A 19,862-nucleotide genomic window follows, 5' to 3' on the forward strand; every position below is an offset into this window, starting at 1 on the left:
GACCACTGGCTACTGACCGTTGATCGTTAACCACTAGCTACCGACCACTGACCACTGACCACTGACCACTGACTAAATATGCAAATCGACTTTCATCATGGTGTCACCTACGTTGCAGCAAGATTAGCTGGATTTGAGCATGAAAACGCTAATATCATCGCCTACAGTACCCAGTACGTAGATGATGCCACCAACGACGGATTGATCCGGTTTGAGAATGGCGCATTATTTAGCCGCATTAGTTCAGCCCACAAGATGCTGGACTATCGCAACTTTGAAGAACTAGCAAATTATCGCGTTTGGATTCCGTTTCATTTTCTGCCAGGTAACGGCGGACTACCAGCAGGAGAAGATCCCCAAGGCAGCTTTATCAACAAATTAATCTGTCGTCCTAATAGCTATGTGGCTCAAGAAATGGTCAGGGAGTGTATAGAACATCGTCATACACCCTATGGTCTGCATCGTTTAGGTATCACTATGCACGTCTACGTTGATACCTGGGCGCATCAAGGGTTTGCCGGAGTTAATCATCGAGTGAATGAAGCCAAAAATCTTCTAGATGAACATGGTAAACCCGATCGCAAGCTGATAGATCGTCTCCAGAATTACTTCATCAGTGAAGCTTTACCCTTAGGACATGGTTCTGTGCTAACTAATCCTGACAAGCCATTTTTACGCTGGGGTTACTTTAACGGTAGGGGTGAGCAAATTACTAGAAACAATCCTCAAGACTTTCTAGCAGCCGCAGACAATATGTGTAAAGCCATGCAGCGATATTTAATAGGCGATCCAGATGCTGTTGTACCGGGATTGCCAGAACCAGATAAAACCTTAATCGCCCTAATGCTGGAGAATATCACAGATGACAAAGGTAACGTGCGTCACCAGAAATGGTTAAATGCGATCGCTGAAGGTAAATTCAGCTTTGGCAAAGCCGATATCAACTATATCCCCAAGGGCAAAGATTCCTGGAAATTTTTCGCCCTCGGTACCGAAAAGGCAGTAGATGGAGGAAATGAAAAGTATCCCTATCACCCCAGCTTTTTGACAAGTAACTGGAAAAAATTTCACGACGCTTTAGAATCTCATCACTTTTACATTACCCACGACTTGCTACCCAAATACGGCATCTGCGTTGCATAAATGCGGGATGATTTTATAAATTTTCCTTTGCGTCTTTGCGCCTTTGCGCGAGATTTTCATAGGACTTAAGCACTAGTTGCGGAAGAGTCGAACCACACAGACGCAGAGGACACGGAGGAATAAGAGTTAGAGAGGTATTTTGCGTAAGTCCTAATTTATTAACAATCGAGGTGTCCAATGACAACAACCACAACCACACCAGCCAAAGCAGGGATTCAATTCACCGAAACCATGCGCGGCTACTTTTCTACAGCAGTCACAAACAACGACTATCAAAAAGCATCTCAGCAGGGTAAACAGAATAATTCCAAGTTTGAATTTACCCTCACCGTGACTTCCGACGACTTGGACAAGATGCTTACAGATGAAAGTCACAAAGCCAAAATGTTTGGCACTGTCACCGCACCAGCTTTATCGCCCCAACCTCTGACAGTTACCGATGGCGAATTTAATTTATTCATCGTTGACCCAGACAGCGTCAATACGCGCCGTATGGTTTATCGGATGAAAATGACTGCTGAAGATGGTCAAGTTTATTACTTTGAAGGTTTCAAAGTCGTACACAACGATCCAGGTTTTGATCTGTGGACAGACACTACTACCTTATATATCACTGTGCATGACGGCGACAGTCAGAGCAGTCCAGTGATGGGACAGGGAATTTTAAAGATTCTCCCAGCAGACTTCTTGCATCAAATGTCTACATTGCAAGTTACTAACACCACCAGTCCTCAGCAAAAGCTGGAAGAAACTGCCCGCTTCGGTAGCTTTTTTGCCGGGGTTTTGTTTAACGTTTACGGTGGCATCTTTGCTCCTTCCAAAATATTTGATCCAGATGCACCACCGCGCCAAAAACGTCCTTTGCGGATGTCAGCGCCCCAGGTACATTTTTTCAACACTAGCGATGGAGTTCAACTGCGACTGATTCGGTATCAAGGTGGAACCAAAGGCCCAGTTATGCTAGCCCCAGGGTTTGGAACTTCTACCTTGGCATTTTCTATTGACACCGTAGAAACCAACCTGCCAGAGTTCTTGTATGCTCAAGGTTATGATGTCTGGTTATTCGATTATCGAGCCAGTGCCGATTTACCCTCGGCTACAACTCAGTTTTCAGCAGATGAAATTGCCCTTTACGATTGGCCAGCAGCAGTCGAGCAAGTACGTACCATCACTGGAGCGCCAACAGTCCAAGTCGTAGGGCATTGCGTTGGTTCTATGTCCTTCCAGATGGCGATGTTAGCAGGTCTGCAAGGAGTACGTTCTGCCGTTTGTTCTCAATTAACGACCCATCCTAGAGCCGCAACTCTCAATGAAGTCAGAGCTGGTTTACGTTTAGCTTCATTTTTGACAGTCTTAGGTGTAGATACTCTTAACCCAGACTTCGATACTCATGCCAATTGGCAAGATAAACTTTACGACGCGGTTTTAAGGTTATATCCCACCAAAGAACCCTACAACAATCCTGTTGATCGGCGTATTCTCTTTATGTATGGAGAAGTGTACAAAATTGCCCAACTCAACGAAGCCACTCACGATGCCATTCATGAGATCTTCGGCCCTGGTAATCTGACTTTCTTCCGACATATATCTTTGATTTTGCGCGAAGGACATATAGTAGACAAGGACGGTAAAGATGTTTACTTACCTCATCTAAAACGGTTAGCCATTCCCATCGCCCTGATTCACGGTGCAGATAACGCCTTCTTCTTACCAGAGGGTTCAGCAATTACTTACAAATTATTGTGTGAAAAAAATGGTAGTGATTTGTACGTACGCCACGTCATCCCAGATTATGCACACATGGATTGCTTCATGGGTAAAAACGCCGCCAGAGACATTTTTCCGACTATCCTAGCGGAACTAGAAAAGTTCAACTAGTTTTCACTTCGACTCCTTTCGACTTCGCTCAAGGCAAGTCGCTCAGTGATCGGAGGGTAGAGAGTCTTGGATACTCGCCCAAGAGTCCTGAATAAGTAGAAACAAATAAAAACTCAACCCACAAGGGGAAGTAGAGGAACAGTGTTTCGACTACGCTCAACAACCGGAACGGAGAAACAAGAACAATAACTGACAAGACAACTAAGGAGTCTAGCAAAAATAACCTGAACACTTTTGATGTGGAAGTAAAGCTAACAGCTTGTTTCAGATTAAATTTGTACAACTTATTTTTACATGATGCCTAACGACTAACAACTGACCCGCGTAGCACTACCAAACAGAACTCAAAAAATATGACCGAAATTAATCAACTACTGACTGAACCTCTAGCATCTGGCTTAAAAGAACTATTTCGCTATCCTCTCATGGAAGCGATCGCAGAACGACGCACACGCAGATTAGCTCGTGGTGCTTCTGTAATGGCCGGAGAACTCAGCTATACCAGCCAAAATCAGCCAGATCCTCTGACTCCCTTAGAAGAAGCGATTTTAATTGTGGCTACGGGGATGACTGGGATTACAACCCATGATGGCCCTCTAGATAAACCAGAAGGTGGCAAAGAATTGGGAACACCTTTCCTTAATATTGTTGGTCGTTCTGCCAGTAGCGCCGATAATTCCCAAGCCACCTCATTTTTCATGATCAACGACGAAGGTATTTGGTTGATCAAAAAACTCAAGGGTCGTGAAGCCTTAGCAGCCCTTGGTGATTTACCTACCAAATGGGAAGATTGGTCAGAAGAACATTGGTTAAAAACTGCGGCAGCTGCCAAACATCAAATAAGCGATCGTCGGCTTGATTTTCCCCGGATTTATCCTTACTATCTGGGCTGGAACAAACAAATTTCTAACCTTCCCGGCACAACCCTGTTTTTCCCGGTTGTCGATTGCACTCGTCAATATATTAATGTCCTACTGATCTTGCTTTCGGAACCAGAGGGTCAAAAACCTTTATTTATTGACGACTGGCAAAAGTTTCGCCCTAAAAGTTTATCAGATTGGGCAGCATGGGTAGGAATGCACTTAGGGCTAAGTCCCAAAATTCCTTATCAACCCATTGGTGGCATTGAACGAGTCAAAGGTGGTTTTGTCAATCCCAACAACACCGTTCCCTTGGGACTCGCCCAAACAATGCGGACTGAGCATGAATGTTTCTTTATTTTGCAAAATTTAATGCTTATTGGTCAGGCAATGGGTGTTGGGGGCTGGGTACATGGCTCAGTCTTCCAGCCTTACATTCTAGAACACAACCCGGCCAAAGAATGGTACGGTCTAGGATTTCACATGGAACCACCAACTCCCAAGAAAAGTATTTGGGCCCCACCACCCGCTACCCAACCCAATCCTGTAGGTATTGATGGCGTATTGGAAGGTCTTTGTCCACCATATATTCAGTCTATGGATGAAGCCGTTGATCGCGTCATTGAAGAAAAGTACGGCAGCCAAGGAGCCTACGGAGACAAAGATGTCTTTGCCCGTTCCTATAAATCCAGGTCAACTGCTGAAGCCTTCTTAAGAGATGCTGCACCCCACTCCCCAGAAACGATTCAGTACACCAAAGATATCTGCAACTATATCTATGAAACCTACGGTCGTTTTCCAGCTCACATTGATGCCTTCTTTGTTCCTGGCATCTGGCTTCAGTTCAGCCACCTAGAGTTGGAGTACTACCAAAAATACTACGATCCGGCTTTGTTCCGTCGCCAAGCCCAGCACGATGAAATTTGGGGCAATCACAGGTAACTTGATTTGGTGAATAATTCGTAGAGGCAGGGAACAAGGAGCTGAATTGAGTGAACTTGAAAAACAACTCTTAACCTTTGCGCCTTTGCGCCTTTGCGTGAGAAAAATTCATACCGCCATTATGTAACACCAAAAAATCAAATAGGAGTCTTACATCAAAGGAAGATATGCTCAAAGTTATTAGGGTTGCCGCCATATCCCTGATCTCTATCTTGCTGGTAGCGACTTTCGGGTTTTTGTACATCGAATCAACTTGGGCGAAACCTGTATTCAGAACTCCTCAAGAAGCATTTATCCACGGCAGTATTGGTACTGAGTTAGCGCCTTTACCAGTTATGCAAGTCTTACCTGATATATTTCCCGATCAATTTCAGCCAGCAGGCAAAGAAGCCGGGGATTGGGTTGAGCAATTCGGTTTTATCCATAGCAAACCCGGAGAGAATGAAGGATTGCCAGTGGGTTTTAGTACTTCCAACTTTCAACCACAATCGGGAAATCCTTCGCCTGTAAAGTTTGTGGGCTTTAGCTGTGCATTGTGTCACACCTCCCAAATTAAAAGATCTCCTGAAGATGAAGGTGTGATAGTTACAGGGATGGGAAGTACTTCCTTAGATTTGTTTGCCTGGGTGGATGCTTTCAAAACAGCAATTCTGGACGAAAAGCGTTTGACTGTAGAAAATGTTGCCGAAGCTTATGAAACTAAGTTCCAAAAACCACTAGGAATTTTAGAAAAAACTGTAGTTAGTTTTTGGTTATCAACTGCTAGAGGTCAAATACAAGCTACACTTCCCAAATGGGATGCCCCTTATAGTGGCAAAGATTTAAGAAATTCTCAGTTAGAACCTATTGGCCCTGCCAGAACCCAACCTTTTAAAGAGTTGGTACACTTTGTCATGGATCGTCCTGCTGCTTTGGATAAGTCTTATTCCAAACTGCCGTCGTTGTACGAACAAAAAAATCGTGACTGGGCGCAATATGATGGCAGTGTTAAAGACCGTCTTAGTCGTAGTGTACTTGCTGCTGTGGCGGCAGGAGCAACTCCGAATAACTTAGTAGTGCCAGAAATTTCGCATAATGTCACCCAAGCTATTGAATATACGCTGGATTTAAAAGGGCCTAAATATACTGAGGTATTTAAAGACCAAGGCATTCAGCTCGATCCACAGAAAATAGAACGTGGTCGTGCTGTCTTTATGCAAAGTTGCGCTACTTGTCATGGATATCGCAACTTGGAAGATGATACTTGGGTAAAAGGAGAACTTCAGGGTTTAATTACGCCCATAGAGGAAATTAAAACTGACTCCGAACGAGTTAACTATCGTTACTATCAAGAATTGCCGGATGCTGTTGAAAGTTTCTTTCCTGATAATCATCCTTTAAAGCCTAAACGAGAAAACCTCAGACCAGGGCCTTTAGGAGATACTAAAGGTTACATTAATGCTCCCATAGAAGCGGTTTTTGCTCGTGCGCCATATTTGCATAATGCCAGTGTTTTGACTTTAGCGGAGTTAATTAATCTCAAACCTCGTCGAGAGGTTTTTTATCGGGGAGAAAATCTTTATGATCCGGTTGATGTTGGTTTGATTTCACCAACTGAGGCTGATGATCAACATTACTTTAAATTAGATACTCGTGTTCAGGGTAATTCTAACAAAGGGCATGATTACCCTTGGGGTTATCAAGAAGCTGGTTGGAATCAGGGGGATTTGGAGGATTTATTGGAGTATCTCAAGACACTTTAATTTCTGTGATCTCTGTGCCTCTGCGGTTTATTTTTAATTGCACAGACACAGAGTCAAGAGGTTATAGCTAATCTCAGGTTAATGAATTACATCTTTTTTATCTCGCGCAAAGGCGCAAAGGCGCAAAGAAGAACGCAATGAGAATAGTTAAGTTTAAAATAAATGTTTCTTTGGCAGAGTTTACTAATACTTTTTTATCTTTTGGGATTATATTGATTGTTGCTTTGCTGGCTGCGGAGTTAAGTCCAAATTTGAATTTACATCGCGCAATTTATTCATTTTGGGCTAGCTCTTTGCTATTAATTCCGGCAATTTATTTATATATTTCGCTGGGAAAGTTAGCTAAGAGTAACAATTATTGGTTGTTGCTGTGGAGTTTTAGCTTTGTAGCTTATTTGGTGCATTTATTTTATGAGGTGTTTGTAATTTCTGGCAATGTTAAAGAAACTTTTGTTGCTGGTGGAACTGCGATCGCTACTGGTAAGTTAATTTTAGGCTTATGGTGGGGAATAGATGTCGCTTTAGCATGGTTTACTGATTCTTCTGCAAAATGGATACAAATTGAAAGAATTGGTATTAATATTTGTGTTGGTTTAAGCTTTCTAGTTATCTTGATTTTTCAAGAGGGATTGGCTCGTAGTTTGGGCGTAATTTTAGCGATCGCAATTGTGGTAGCTTTGTTGGTACGATCGCAAGATCCTTTGAATAATCAAAATATTGCAGATTTACCACCGGGTTCTTTTGGTTTGCCTTTCTTGGGAGAAACTATCTCTCTAGCTTGGGATAACCATAAATTCTACCGCGATCGCTTGCAAAAGTATGGTTCTGTTTTTAAAACTCATTTATTCGGTAAACCTGTTATTGCTTTTATTGGGCCGGAAGCTTTTACCTTTTTTCTTGACCAGAAATATTTTACTCGTGAGCAAGCTAATCCCCAGCCGATTCAAGAATTACTGGATTGGGAATCTTTACCGTTATTGGATGGTGAAAAACATCGCGATCGCAAAAATCTGATTCTCCAGGCTTTTACTCCCCAAGCTTTTGATAAATATATTCCTTTAATAGAAGAGGTTGCTACTTATTACCTCAAGCAATGGGAACAGTTAGGTAGTTTTGCTTGGATACCTGAATACCGCAAACTCAGCGCTTCTTTGACTAATGCTTTGTTTACTGGGGGAGTGCCAGGGCCAACGAGTGAGGCAGTCGGGGAAATTATTGAAACATTTGTTAAAGGTTTTACCTCTGTACCCGTTAACTTACGCTGGAATGGCTACGGAAAAGCGCTACAAAGTCGAGATAAGTTGCTGGCTTTAATTGACAAAGCGATCGCTCAACATCGTCAGCAACCTCAGCAAGATATGCTGGGTATTCTTTTACAAACCCGTCGTGAAGATGGCAGCAGCCTTACTGATGAACAGTTACGCCGTGAAGTACTGCATTTGTTCTTCGCAGCTTATGGAGGCATTTATATCTCCTTAACTTTTCTGTCGATGACTCTGGCTCAACATCCAGAAATGATGATGCTTGCCAGAGAAGAAGTTAATGCACAGGTTCCTGATGGCTCTTTGAATATGGAGCGATTACAGAATTTGGTGTATCTCAAAAAACTTGCTTACGAAATTCGCCGTTTTTATCCCATCAATGCTGCAACTTTTTTCGCCAAAGTTAAGCAGGAGTGTGAATTTCAAAACTACCGCATACCCAAAGATTGGGGTGCAGTCGGCGGGATTCATACTACTATGCATCTGCCCCAAGTTTTTCCTGAGCCGGAACAATTCAAACCCTGCCGTTTTGCTCCAGAAAAGTTTGCAGCTTTGCCCCAAAACAGCTATGTACCGCACGGTGGCGGCGCTCCAGATAGTCACCGCTGTCCTGGAGAAGACTTAATCACGGTACTAATCAAAGTCATAGCTGTGCATTTGCTACGTAAATACAACTGGGAACTACCACCGCAAAATCTAGAATTGAATTGTAATTTATTTCCGATTCCTCAGGATGGGTTGAAGGTAAATTTCGGCTTGAATAAATAATTACTTGAGAGGAAAGCAGTGTAATGAATATCTTAATTTGGCTAATAGTAATTGTTTTATTATTGTATGTATTTGTAGTAGCAAATTCCGCACGATTGCTAATTAAACCTAAGCGGCAGCAACTCTGGACTAATCCAAAACAAGAATTAGGGTTAGGCTACGAAGATGTAGAGTTTCCGGCTCAGGATGGCATCATGCTGAGTGGCTGGTTCATTCCAGCAACTCAAATGCCGGCAGCAACTGTGATTATGGTACATGGCTGGCCTTGGAATCGCATCGGCACGAAAGCCAACGACTTCTTAGGAGATTTGCCTGGGAGTAAGCCAATTAACTTATTGCCATTTGCTAAAGCCTTGCGCGATCGCAACTATAATGTGTTGATGTTTGACCTCCGCAATCATGGTCAAAGTAGTGCCAAGATTCCCCTAACCTCTGGCTGGTTAGAAAAGCGTGATTTATTAGGAGCCATACGCTACGCCAAGAGTCGCAACGAAGTAGATCCCAATCGCATCGGGACTATTGGGTTTTCTATGGGAGGCAACACTGTAGTATTCACTCTTCCCCATAGTACAGATATTAAAGCCGCTGTCGCTGTGCAACCAAATACCTCGGCAGTCTTTGGGCAACGTTATCGCGCCGATAAATTTGGCCCCCTCGCTCAAATACTTGGATCATCGGTGGAAATACTTTATCGTTTATCAGGCGGGCCAAGTACTGCTTTTATCGAACCTGCTTATGAAGCAGCCAACTCTCGTGATATTCCCGTGCTTTATGTGCAAGGTACAGGTGACAAATGGGGTAGTATTGCTGACGTTGCCAATATGGTAGCATCCACGCCCAACGCTGTAGAGCCTTTATATCCTGAAACAGATCACCGTTTTGGTGGCTATCAATACGTTATTGATCAGCCGGATAAAGTACTTGCCTTCTTTGATCAGTATTTGGGTAATACCAGTTCTATATGAAAATGCACATAGAACTAGTATAAGGCTGCTTACGCAGCCTTTGTGTTTTTTTCTACGCTTTAAGAGAGATGAATAACTGTATAAGGGTAAGTAAGAATTAATTGGAAACTTTAAACAGGGTAAATTCATGGCTGAAAGTAATGGAAATTCTCAGCAACCTATCAGTGACTTAGAATATGATTTTCTCACCGTCTTGCATAACAAAGCTGAAGCAGTAAGAGCTTATGAAACTTACATTCAAGATGCCCAAGAAGCAAACTCACAACCTTGCGTAGAATTGTTCCAAAAACTGCGGCAATCTGAAATGGAACAAGCACAAGAGATTCGCCATCATCTACAAGAAGTAATGCAGCACGGTAAAATGTAAGATTATTCATTAATAGATAGAGAGCAGCTGATACTATCAAATAGATTAATTATCAGCTGCTTGCTGTATTGGCTACATTGTTAAAAATTATCATGCATTTAACTTGAACATTCTTTAAGCATGAAAGGGACATCCAGAAGCGGTTAATTTGTTGAGAAAAACACTGTTATCAAAGAAATGTTCTACAGATTCAATCTTAAGTTCTTCCGTGACACGGGCGACACTTAATCCAATTATTTCTATGGTTTCACCTGTAGGAGCAAAGTTTTTAAAGTTTCCTTTAAATTGTCCCCAATGTCTCCACTTAAAGACAACATTAGGAGGAGGCGATAAAACTTCGATTAATTCCCAATGAAATCCTTCTGGAAAAGCTGTATGAAAAAGATTATAGGAAGAATCAAAGGTTTCCTCTGTTGACCTATAGTGTTCTGTCTCTCCTAAAAAGAGGTTGTAAGTACCGACATCAATTACATCTTGTGCTGTATATTGTTTGCCACCGTTAGTACTCATGCGAAACTTATCAGTAACCACAGAAAGCCATTGTTGTGGATTAATTTTGTGAGTGGCTTCCATCTCAAAAGTTCGCACCAGATTATAAGCGATCGCATTGAGAGAACCTTCGGCATGGTTGCACTGGCGTTCTTGTTCAAGGAATCGATTGGTATGAGAATAATCAGGTCTAGTCTCACGCCATTCAACAGAACTATCTACTGCAATCACTTCTTCCCGATCTTTTACCCAAAGGGGTAATTGTACTGGTTCTGTGTTAGTCATAAGAATTTCCTTGATGTAGCTACGGTTGTCTGAATTATTACGATTAAGTATAGAGAATACCTTAAAACAGTGAACAGTTATCAACTGGTTTTTAATATCATGTCCGGCTTATTAGTTATGAATCCTGCATCTGTGCAAAAACCTGAAAACTGCTTTTCCCCCTGCCCCCTGCCCCCTGCGGTCTTAATGATAAGTCTTTACCCGAACACGATATGACTGGTAACTGATAATTGATAATTGTTAAATTAAGGCACTAAGGCCAATACAGCAGCAGGAGAACCAGAACCATCCCGTAATCTCAAAATACCGATGACTAAGGTAGTACCTTTAGCTGGTAGCTGATCTAAATTTGTGAGATTCTCTAGCACAATGCGTGGTTTTTCCAATACCAAACGGTTAGTAGCGAAACTGTTATCCTGTCCGGGGTCAACACCATGAGTATCAATTCCTACGCCACCAATTTGTCGCTCATCAACTAAGAACTGGGTAGCATCGCTGTTAAACCCTGGAAAATGCATAATTCCTTGAGTATCTCGGTTGAAAAATGCATCTTCATCCCACCACTTGTTTTGCCAACCAGTATTAAGTAGAACTACGCTACCAGAAGAAATCGTGCCGTATTCTTCCTCCCAAGCCAGAATATCAGCAATAGTGAGGGCATAGTCAGGATAAATAGTGGTGGTTTCACAGATATCTATAACTATTGCAGGTACAACTAATGATTGAGGTGAATATTGGTCAATTCCTACACCATAACTGTGAAAACTATTAGGGGCATTGATGTGAGTGGCGCTATGTTCACCCAAAGAAAAACGACGTAAGTAATAGCCATCTTGTGACAATTCTGCAACGGTGTCAAATTCTATTGATGGGTCGCCTGGCCATTGAGGAACACTTTGATCAATTATGTGACTAAGGTGGATAACGCGTGAGTAAGTGATGGTATGTTGAGATTGTGTCATCTGTAGAAATATCTCTTGGTTTTATTAGCGCTTTACCCCTTGGTTATTAACTGTGGGCTTTATTATTTGACTACCGCATAGTGGTAATAGGCAGATAAATAAGTAGAACGACGTAAAAAATTCAATGTTTGTAGTAAGGGTTTTATACCGTTTTACTTTAAAGTTGATACATTTGGGCAAGCAGGGGAGGCAGGGGGCAGGGAGCAGGGGAGGCAGAGGAAGCAGGGGAGGCAGGGGAAGCAGGGGAGGCAGAGGAAGCAGGGGAGGCAGAGGAAGCAGGGGAGGCAGGGGAAGCAGAGGGCAGGGGGAGTAAGAAAAGTAATTTATATCAATAATTTCGTGAAATGGTATTACTTACATTCAACAGTTAGTACTATCGATGCATAGAATAAAAAGGCAAGAGAGTAGGAAAGAAGAATGATCACACAAATCCCAAACTTTTCCTTCTGCACCTTGCCCCAATTATTCTTTACTATTCCCTGCTTGTGAGCAATTTGATAATCAAGCCGCACAATCAAAGAGCATGGTAGTCATATAGCGTTCTGTCCATTCTGATCCAAAAGATTTTTCTAAAACCCGTCGAGTCTTGTCATTCTGCTGCTGTTTTGTACAGTAGGATTTTTGCCCTGATAGCACCCTGGCGACTTCAAGATGAGAAGTTAAAGGAGTTGAGGTACTGGCAATTTGACAATGCAAAATTAAAAATTCCCGGACTCGCTGTAAAAAAGCGGCTTCTTCTTGAGTGTCAACCGGACGCACAAACAAACAAAATTCTGAGAAAATATCACCCCATTGGGGCAAAGCACGCGGTTGAGAAAACTGAATAGCCGAAAGAGCTGATAACCTTGTATGGTAAATTTTTGGTAATGATCGATCCTTATTAATCGGAGACAAATCAACAATTGCTGCATTAATACCGCTTCTCCCTCCCACCAAATCTGACCCAAAAATCGGTAGAGCATATTCGGGATTGGGAAACATTACACAGTGGAGAATATCCAGCGAATTGCCTACCTGAGCTAGTTCTAGATGCAGCTTGCGAAACTGCGGTGTCTGGTAGCAATGATTTTCAATAACCAACCGTTCCCCTTCTAGGCAACCCTCGACGTAACCTAAATCTTCTGGAACCTGATAAGGTGATAGATCTAGGTGTTCTTGCCAAACTGACTCAATACAATTTGCCAGCTGGTGAATTAAGGGATGTTGGCGCGATCGCAGTGATGTTTGCATAAACTTAGTTATACGCTTTTATTTGATTAAAGTGCCGATATCTTACATTGCAATACGGTTTGTGCAAAAGGTGTGCAAACTAGGTTTAAAGTCGCGCCAGTAGTGGAATACAACTTGAGTTAGATGAACCTCTCCCCAACCCCTCTTTGCCTCGGAGAGGGGCAGAAATTTTTCTAGTTTTGAACGAAAAAATAAAGGTTTCAAAGCCTCTGCCCACGATGGGCTACAGTGTACACACAAGTTGCTGCATCAACATTGCTAATGTATTGCCTGACATTGCTAATGTATCGCCTGACATTGCTAATGTATTGCTTGACATTGCCAATGTATTGCTTGACATTGCCAATGTATCGCTTGACATTGCCGATGTATCGCTTGACATTGCCGATGTATCGCTTGACATTGCCGATGTATCGCCTAACATTGCCGATGTATTGCCTGACATTGCCAGTGTATCGCCTGACATTGCCGATGTATTGTCAAAATTGAGAGGCTCAGATCCCCGACTTATTCAATAAGTCGGGGATCTTGTTATTCACGAACGATTTAGGACTGCTATATTTCCTGTTTCCTGCTAAGTAAATCGGTGCAATAAAACCAAACTATGTAACGAAAAGTAAATAATGCTTAAACTCTTTCTCCCCCTGCCCCCTGCTCCCTGCCCCCTGCCCCCTGCCCCCTGCCCCCTGCCCCCTGCCTTATTCCAACAATAATTATTTACGCCGACCTACTTATAGGTCATCTCGAAAATCTAAAATATGTTGAGCAGTAATTTGTGGTTGTTCTAAATGAGGAAGATGACCGCAATCTTGAATCCAGATCAGTTGACTATTAAGAATTGCTCTTTTAAATCTTTTGGCATCTTCTGTGCCTAATATCTTATCGGTATCACCCCACAAAATCAGTGTTGGTTGGACAATTTCTGAGAGTTTTTTAAATCTAAAAGCACTATAACCACCGCTTTTAGTGAAAGCAATCAAAGCTTGATGCCAACTTGGCATTTGGAGATGTAACGCTCCACAATCTAGAGCATCAACCGAAACCAGACTAGGATTTTTGTAAGCAACACGAGAAATGCGATCGCGGACTTGAGGATTACGCAAAAATTGAGTAGCTAAATAATCCAAAGGAGGAAACATCAACCGACTTAAAGGTGAACCTTCCTTCAAACCAGCACTGTTTATTAATACCAATTTTTTTACTACTTCTGGGTAAGCAAATGTAAAATCAATGGCTGCTGCACCACCCATTGAGACACCTACTAAAATTACGGGTTGGTTGATCAGAGTTTTCCAGAAATAATAAAGATGAGTTTTAATAGCAATGGGACTAAATTTTATTTCTGCAAGTCTATGTGTAAACCCAAAACCCAATAAATCAACTGCCCAAGTTTCATTATCTGCTGCTAGCAGTGGTAAAAGGCGACGAAATTCTAATATAGAACTGTCAAAGCCGTGAATTAATAAAATGGGTATTTCACCACTTCCTTGATGAACATAAGTGGTAGTGATTGGTTGAGTAGTCAAAGGAGTGGCGATCGCTTGAGTTTGAATATTTTGAGCTAGGGCGATCGAGGCAGGTTCTGTCAGTTGCCCAACTGTGGTAGGTAAGAAACTAGGAAACATAAATTTTAGTTTACTCTAAAATCGTTAGCGATCGCGCTAACTCACTACGAACTAATTGGTAACGTAAACCAAAATGTTGCTCCTACATCCAATTCACTATTCATGCCAATTTCGCCGCCGTGGGCGTTAATGATTTGCTTACACAAATACAAACCTAATCCCAAACCTACAGAATTGCGGTTGTTACCAACCCGGAAGTAAAGGTTAAATAGTTGTTTCCTTTGTTCTGGAGTGATTCCTACGCCGTTATCACTAACAGTACAATAAATTTTTTCGCCTTCATCGGTAGCATTGAGTGTTAACAGCAACTCAGGCGGATTATGTTTAATAGCATTAACAATTAAGTTAGAAAAAACTCGCCATAGTTGGGTAGGATCGGCGTTTATTAGTGGTAAATCTGCTGTGACTGAATTTATCAGGGTAGTTTTATTTTCTGTTAATATTGGCTCTAAATCTGCGATCGCAGATTCCACTATAGTATGCAATTTTACAGGTTGACGTTGTAAGACAATTCCTTGCACTTCACTTAGATGAGCTTCCATCAACGAATTAATCAAATTGAGTTGGCGATCGCTACTTTGCACCATCCGTTCTAAAATCGACCGTGACACCAAAATTGAGGAAAATTCCTGTTCTTTACTATTGAGCAAATTCTTGAGTACCATTAAAGTGCCTAACACAGGGTTACGTAAATCATGGGAAACAGCATGGAAAAATACTCTTAAGGCTTCCTCTGCTTGTTTACGCTGTGTAATATCTTCAATTAACCCTTCATAGTAAAGCAGTTTTCCCTGTTCGTCTCGGACTGCGTAAGCCTTTTCCGAAATCCAGACAATACTGCCATCTCGGCGATAAATTTGGGACTCAAACTGAGAAACAATCCCATCTTGTTCAATTAAGCGCACAAATTCGGCACGGCGTTTGGGGTCAACATACAATTGATGTTCAATATCAGTAAAGTTTGTTGTGACTTCTTCAGGAAACGAATATCCATAAATACGTGCTAATGCCGGATTTGCTGTAATATAACGTCCATCGGGACTACTTTGAAAAATTCCTTCAATAGCGTTTTCAAAGATACTTCGATATTTAGCTTCTGCAACTTCTAGTTTTTGGTAGGTAGACTCCATTTCTTGACGGGCGTAAAACTCAGAGCGTTGCAGGCGATCGTATAAGTAAACACCCAAATCACATATAATACAAAACCATAAAATGTATAAAATGAACGTGACATTATATATTTCCGGGTGTTCAGGTATTGGTGTTTTTAATCCTAGTGCTGTATTCACACCAAAATAGTAAATTAAAATACCTATCTGAGACAGTAAATGCAGAGTCCAGCGGACTGGGATGAAGGTAGCTTGACTTAAAAACAGCAGTGACCAACCGAGGGTATCAGGTAGCGCAAAACCTTTAACAGTGGCGAATAGTTGTGATGCTAAACTAATTGACCATGATGACCCTAAAAATAATAACCCTGGACGACGATGACCAAACTGAGTTTTGTGCAAGAAAAAACAGATCACTAAACTCAGCAGTATAGCTAGATTAATTGCCAGTCCTTGAGTTGTAAGTAATGGTGACAGTCTCTGTAACTCTTTTAAAGGGAAAAAAAAGTCGTAAATATTTCGCAAAGTGAAGGTTAGCAAACAAATCAGCGCTAGCCATAACCATAGATGCAATCTTTGCCACAAAAAGCGATGCCTTTTGGCTAGCCACTTTGTCTCTTGAGACGAAGCCTGATAAAAAACACTAATTTCATCTAAAGTTGGCGCAGACAGGAATTTTTGCCACCACCTTCCAACTTTGCCCATTTTTCAGACTGCCATAAAACCTTTGTTTTATTATTATCTGACTGATAGGTGAATCATGAACAAAGAAGGCAGGATTCACTTGTACTGCTAAAGCAAAATCCGCAGGGGTAGGGTCTGCTTATTTCCGTCATACTGTACTAGTAAAGCAAGATTTACAAAATTATTTCTTGAATATCTGTTTTTTGCAACCATTCTTGTGTACGGCGCATTCCTTCTTCTAAATCGATTTTTGGTTGATAATTTAATCTGCTTTGGGCTTTAGCAATTGAATAAGCATAAGGACGAGTCACAAAATCTACAGAATCTGGCATAATATCAGCCTTCTTACCCACCAGTTTCTTAGCCAAGTTTTGCTGCCAAAGTACAGATTTAAGCATACTAGCTGGCAGAGAAATTGGCTCTGGTAAACCTCCAATTTCAGCTAGGCGTGTAAAATACTCTTTCCAAGAAGTTTTTTGACCATCAGTAATATTAAATACTTCTCCATAGGCTTCTTTTTCAATAGCTAAAAATATACCTTCAATCAGATTGTCCACATATACATGGTTCATTACTCCTAAACCATCATTAGCTAAGGCAAATAATTTTTGACGCATTAACAGCAGTGGTCGAACTATCCACGGGATACTTCCAGGACCGTAAACATCTCCGGCTCTAATGATGATGACGTTAAAATCTGGTGGAGCATTTAATTGTAAAAGAATTTCTTCGGCTTCTATTGTTGTCTGGCAGTAAGGATTATTTTCGCCACAAAGTGACCCTTTTTCTGTAACGCCATCAGGATAATTAAAGCCATAGACTAATACGCTAGAAAGATAAACAAAGGTTTTTACACCAGCATTTTTGGCAGCTTTTGCCAGATTAACAGTGCCTTCAACATTGACTTCACGAAAGTAGTCGAGTGAACCACTTTCTTGAGTAACTGCGGCTGTATGCAAAACAATATCCATTTCTTGACAAGCTTTTTGGGCAATCACAGGATCAGTGATATTTCCTAAAAGCAACTCAACACCTAGTTTTTGTGCTTTTTGAGTTTTCTCTGGGGAATGTTGCAGCCCCCGGATTTTCATTCCTTGGGATAAAGCTAGTTCGGCAGAACGTAAGCCGATAAATCCATCAATTCCTGATATTAGAAGTTGTTGTTGAGAGAGGTTCATAACACTTAGTGATGAAACTTTTATCAGAGTCTGAAGCATTAATAACAATGAATGATTGGGAATTAAATTTCTAATTCGCCTACTTTTGCTTTCAAAGAAGCAAAATGTTTGCCTCCAAGTTCCACTTGACCTTCTGCACATCCAGTTTTTAATCTTTCGACTAGATAATCTAAATCATGAGCGATAAAATTTGTGCCATGATCTGGCTCTACTAAACTAATTAAGTTCATGTCTTTCGATGATTGATTTGCCAAACTAGCAATACCCAAAAAATTGAATACTCCTGATTCATAAGTTCCACAAGGTACTGAAGGGTTATGGACTCCAACGCAGTATTCATGGGGTTTAAACCACTCAAATACTGGGTAGCCGTGGAAATGAACAATTGGCGCACCATTTTTAATTAATTTTGGTGTATATAAAGCAGCTGCAAGACTAATAGCAAGCATTACATAAACATCATAAGAAGGCTTAATATCTGCTACTTGCGAATCAAGTTCCTGCGGTAACTGTAATAATAACCTGTTTGTCAAACCAATTCTCAGGACATCGTTTTCAAGGTTTAAATTTGTTTTATTAGAACCAGAGCGAGCGCTAAAAACCCAGATATCAGGAATCTGCTTAAATTTATATTCTGTTCCTATTTGAGTTTTTAAATATCTGCGACCTATGGTATTTTGACGTACTTGATCAATATTAAATTCTGTAATAGAAGACAAGCTTTCCCATTCCTGTTCAGTTATCTCAACTTTACCTATATACTGTGGTGGTTCTGCATAAGCAACAAAGCCGTAAGAAACACCCGTTCTACCATTAACAATGACGTTGACAATATCTCTATGAGACTTTCTTTTAATTACCTCACTCAACTTTGAACCCGGAGGAAATAGATTTGTGTCTGCCAGTTTATGGCTTAAAGCAACTAATTTTTTAGCATAAGTAGATTTTTGAACGTGACACACTCCTAATTGAAATTTGCTCAGAGGTAAAGGTAAAATAGGTACGTAAATTTTAGGAATAAGTGATTTCAGAACAAACCTATCTATGTCACTTCTATAAAATATAGAATCAGATAGATTCATATTCAAAATCGAAAACTTAGTAGCAGAAACTCCAATTACAATTTCAGAAAAAGTACGGACTAATGTATTTAATCCAATTTTAATTTTTCTTTGATAAGGGGTTTGCGAATTAATAAACTCCTCATCTAAATCTGTGAGTACAATAACTTGAGTATTTGTTGGGTCTTCAATATATTTAGCTGCACATTCTTCAGCCCATCCGATTAATCGTCCAATTCCTGAAACAGATATTTTTCGGTCTTGCAGAATAAACCGAGAATATAATTGATAAAACTTTTCGGCTGCAAATGTTTCCGCAATACTTCTGATAGAAGCTGGTCTATCAACATCAATTACAGCATTAACTCCAGTTTTGACTACTCTAGTTTTAATGCTTTGCTTCCAGTTAGTTAGCGGTATATTGATTGCATATTTAAATTCTTTTGTAGCTTGCTCCCAAGAGATAATATTGACCCCGTATTCCTGTAATTTTTGTTCTAGTTCGGCTCTAAAACCTAAAATTGCTAAATTTTTGTATCCCTTAACTAGAGGTCTAAAAGTAACTGTCAGCCTCTGAGCCATTAGCTTAGGGTCAATAATCGGTGGTTTGGAATCTTGATTTAATTCCTCACCTACTTCTCCAATTAAACGCCCAATAGTTTGTAAACTTAAACCTTGAGCAATTGGCACATTAGCATAACTATGAGCTAGATTGCGCCGCAAAAATTCAATAATTTCTGGCTTATTTGCAACTATTTGTGCTTGAAGTTCTGGGGTTAATACTCCTTTAGGAGAACGAATATTTAATGTTTTATTTTCGACTGAAATATGTACACCTTGTTGTTTTAAATTAGACAAAATCTCTGCTGTTTCCATCTTTTTTTGGTATTGTTTAATCAATAAACTCAATCAGTGCAACTTGAAAATTGGTTTGTTTTTTGTCAAGTTTTCAGTTGAAACTAAATTTCAAAAGTTTCTGACTCCAAATCTTGAGATTCTTCGGCTAACCGTTGAGAAAGTAATTCGATAGTGGGATAATGCCATACCAGTAGAGGAGAAAATTCAAATCCCAACAACTTTTTTGCTTTAATAGCCAAGAGCATACCCTGTGATGAATCCAAACCGTAACTTTCTAAAGGCTCTGTGACATTTATCTCATCAGGTTTAACTCCCAGCAGTTCCGAAAGATGAAAGACTAACCAAGCTTGAATTTCTTCTGCTGTATAAGAGCGTTTTACAGTTGAATCGGGAATAGACTGGCTCATTTATAAACCTCTAAATTCACAAAATAATAACTTTGTATTCAGCAAAT

At 40.7% G+C, this 19,862-nt stretch carries 16 protein-coding genes; 8 read left to right on the forward strand and 8 right to left on the reverse strand.

All coding sequences use genetic code 11. The features are described 5' to 3' along the window. The first annotated feature begins 78 nt into the window (after positions 1 to 78). The 7 genes from QI031_RS01080 (at position 79) to QI031_RS01110 (ending at position 9,927) form a co-directional block, all read left to right on the forward strand. Entirely contained in the window at positions 79 to 1,143 is a 1,065-nt protein-coding gene (locus QI031_RS01080) for a DUF6765 family protein (protein ID WP_281483396.1), read from the forward strand. 177 nt (positions 1,144 to 1,320) lie between these two features. Continuing rightward, entirely contained in the window at positions 1,321 to 3,021 is a 1,701-nt protein-coding gene (locus tag QI031_RS01085) for an alpha/beta hydrolase (RefSeq protein WP_281483397.1), read from the forward strand. A gap of 353 nt (positions 3,022 to 3,374) precedes the next feature. After that, complete coding sequence (locus QI031_RS01090; RefSeq protein WP_281483398.1) at positions 3,375 to 4,823, forward strand: hypothetical protein; 1,449 nt, start codon at positions 3,375 to 3,377, stop codon at positions 4,821 to 4,823. A gap of 167 nt (positions 4,824 to 4,990) precedes the next feature. Next, entirely contained in the window at positions 4,991 to 6,565 is a 1,575-nt protein-coding gene (locus QI031_RS01095) for a c-type cytochrome (RefSeq protein WP_281483399.1), read from the forward strand. Positions 6,566 to 6,702: 137 nt separating this feature from the next. Next, complete coding sequence (locus tag QI031_RS01100; RefSeq protein WP_281483400.1) at positions 6,703 to 8,595, forward strand: cytochrome P450; 1,893 nt, start codon at positions 6,703 to 6,705, stop codon at positions 8,593 to 8,595. Between the two features lie 23 nt (positions 8,596 to 8,618). Beyond that, entirely contained in the window at positions 8,619 to 9,560 is a 942-nt protein-coding gene (locus QI031_RS01105) for an alpha/beta hydrolase (protein WP_281483401.1), read from the forward strand. Positions 9,561 to 9,687: 127 nt separating this feature from the next. Beyond that, on the forward strand, positions 9,688 to 9,927 hold the full coding sequence (locus QI031_RS01110; RefSeq protein WP_281483402.1) for a hypothetical protein: 240 nt from the start codon (positions 9,688 to 9,690) through the stop codon (positions 9,925 to 9,927). Positions 9,928 to 10,041: 114 nt separating this feature from the next. Here QI031_RS01110 and QI031_RS01115 read toward each other — a convergent pair whose 3' ends face one another. The 3 genes from QI031_RS01115 to QI031_RS01125 form a co-directional block, all read right to left on the reverse strand. After that, positions 10,042 to 10,701, reverse strand: a complete 660-nt coding sequence (locus QI031_RS01115; RefSeq protein ID WP_281483403.1) for an ester cyclase — start codon at positions 10,699 to 10,701, stop codon at positions 10,042 to 10,044. A gap of 245 nt (positions 10,702 to 10,946) precedes the next feature. Next, positions 10,947 to 11,663, reverse strand: a complete 717-nt coding sequence (locus QI031_RS01120; protein WP_281483404.1) for a cyclase family protein — start codon at positions 11,661 to 11,663, stop codon at positions 10,947 to 10,949. Between the two features lie 501 nt (positions 11,664 to 12,164). Continuing rightward, positions 12,165 to 12,893 carry a phycocyanobilin:ferredoxin oxidoreductase gene (locus QI031_RS01125; RefSeq protein WP_281483405.1) on the reverse strand — a complete coding sequence of 243 codons (729 nt, stop codon included), beginning with the start codon at positions 12,891 to 12,893 and terminating at the stop codon, positions 12,165 to 12,167. Positions 12,894 to 13,111: 218 nt separating this feature from the next. Here QI031_RS01125 and QI031_RS01130 point away from each other — a divergent pair, with 218 nt between their 5' ends. After that, positions 13,112 to 13,411, forward strand: a complete 300-nt coding sequence (locus tag QI031_RS01130; protein ID WP_281483406.1) for a hypothetical protein — start codon at positions 13,112 to 13,114, stop codon at positions 13,409 to 13,411. 213 nt (positions 13,412 to 13,624) lie between these two features. Here QI031_RS01130 and QI031_RS01135 read toward each other — a convergent pair whose 3' ends face one another. The 5 genes from QI031_RS01135 to QI031_RS01155 form a co-directional block, all read right to left on the reverse strand. Beyond that, positions 13,625 to 14,518, reverse strand: a complete 894-nt coding sequence (locus tag QI031_RS01135) for an alpha/beta fold hydrolase (protein ID WP_281483407.1) — start codon at positions 14,516 to 14,518, stop codon at positions 13,625 to 13,627. Positions 14,519 to 14,562: 44 nt separating this feature from the next. Further along, positions 14,563 to 16,332, reverse strand: a complete 1,770-nt coding sequence (locus tag QI031_RS01140) for a PAS domain-containing sensor histidine kinase (protein WP_281483408.1) — start codon at positions 16,330 to 16,332, stop codon at positions 14,563 to 14,565. A gap of 152 nt (positions 16,333 to 16,484) precedes the next feature. Then, positions 16,485 to 17,489, reverse strand: coding sequence for an NAD-dependent epimerase/dehydratase family protein (locus QI031_RS01145; protein WP_281483409.1), 1,005 nt, complete (start codon positions 17,487 to 17,489; stop codon positions 16,485 to 16,487). Between the two features lie 62 nt (positions 17,490 to 17,551). Then, a complete protein-coding gene (locus QI031_RS01150) occupies positions 17,552 to 19,426 on the reverse strand; it encodes a TubC N-terminal docking domain-related protein (RefSeq protein ID WP_281483410.1) in 1,875 nt (624 codons plus the stop codon). An 83-nt stretch (positions 19,427 to 19,509) separates the two neighbouring features. Beyond that, a complete protein-coding gene (locus QI031_RS01155; protein ID WP_281483411.1) occupies positions 19,510 to 19,815 on the reverse strand; it encodes a phosphopantetheine-binding protein in 306 nt (101 codons plus the stop codon). Positions 19,816 to 19,862 lie beyond the last annotated feature (47 nt).

Source organism: Halotia branconii CENA392 (genome assembly GCF_029953635.1).
In the GTDB taxonomy this organism is placed as follows: Bacteria; Cyanobacteriota; Cyanobacteriia; order Cyanobacteriales; family Nostocaceae; genus Halotia; species Halotia branconii.

What these genes read in the sequence shown, in the direction of transcription:
- QI031_RS01080 (WP_281483396.1), top strand. Translation starts at nt 79, where the DNA reads ATGCAAATCGACTTTCATCATGGTGTCACCTACGTTGCAGCAAGATTA.
- QI031_RS01085 (WP_281483397.1), top strand. Translation starts at nt 1,321, where the DNA reads ATGACAACAACCACAACCACACCAGCCAAAGCAGGGATTCAATTCACC.
- QI031_RS01090 (WP_281483398.1), top strand. Translation starts at nt 3,375, where the DNA reads ATGACCGAAATTAATCAACTACTGACTGAACCTCTAGCATCTGGCTTA.
- QI031_RS01095 (WP_281483399.1), top strand. Translation starts at nt 4,991, where the DNA reads ATGCTCAAAGTTATTAGGGTTGCCGCCATATCCCTGATCTCTATCTTG.
- QI031_RS01100 (WP_281483400.1), top strand. Translation starts at nt 6,703, where the DNA reads ATGAGAATAGTTAAGTTTAAAATAAATGTTTCTTTGGCAGAGTTTACT.
- QI031_RS01105 (WP_281483401.1), top strand. Translation starts at nt 8,619, where the DNA reads ATGAATATCTTAATTTGGCTAATAGTAATTGTTTTATTATTGTATGTA.
- QI031_RS01110 (WP_281483402.1), top strand. Translation starts at nt 9,688, where the DNA reads ATGGCTGAAAGTAATGGAAATTCTCAGCAACCTATCAGTGACTTAGAA.
- QI031_RS01115 (WP_281483403.1), bottom strand. Translation starts at nt 10,701, where the DNA reads ATGACTAACACAGAACCAGTACAATTACCCCTTTGGGTAAAAGATCGG.
- QI031_RS01120 (WP_281483404.1), bottom strand. Translation starts at nt 11,663, where the DNA reads ATGACACAATCTCAACATACCATCACTTACTCACGCGTTATCCACCTT.
- QI031_RS01125 (WP_281483405.1), bottom strand. Translation starts at nt 12,893, where the DNA reads ATGCAAACATCACTGCGATCGCGCCAACATCCCTTAATTCACCAGCTG.
- QI031_RS01130 (WP_281483406.1), top strand. Translation starts at nt 13,112, where the DNA reads ATGGGCTACAGTGTACACACAAGTTGCTGCATCAACATTGCTAATGTA.
- QI031_RS01135 (WP_281483407.1), bottom strand. Translation starts at nt 14,518, where the DNA reads ATGTTTCCTAGTTTCTTACCTACCACAGTTGGGCAACTGACAGAACCT.
- QI031_RS01140 (WP_281483408.1), bottom strand. Translation starts at nt 16,332, where the DNA reads ATGGGCAAAGTTGGAAGGTGGTGGCAAAAATTCCTGTCTGCGCCAACT.
- QI031_RS01145 (WP_281483409.1), bottom strand. Translation starts at nt 17,489, where the DNA reads ATGAACCTCTCTCAACAACAACTTCTAATATCAGGAATTGATGGATTT.
- QI031_RS01150 (WP_281483410.1), bottom strand. Translation starts at nt 19,426, where the DNA reads ATGGAAACAGCAGAGATTTTGTCTAATTTAAAACAACAAGGTGTACAT.
- QI031_RS01155 (WP_281483411.1), bottom strand. Translation starts at nt 19,815, where the DNA reads ATGAGCCAGTCTATTCCCGATTCAACTGTAAAACGCTCTTATACAGCA.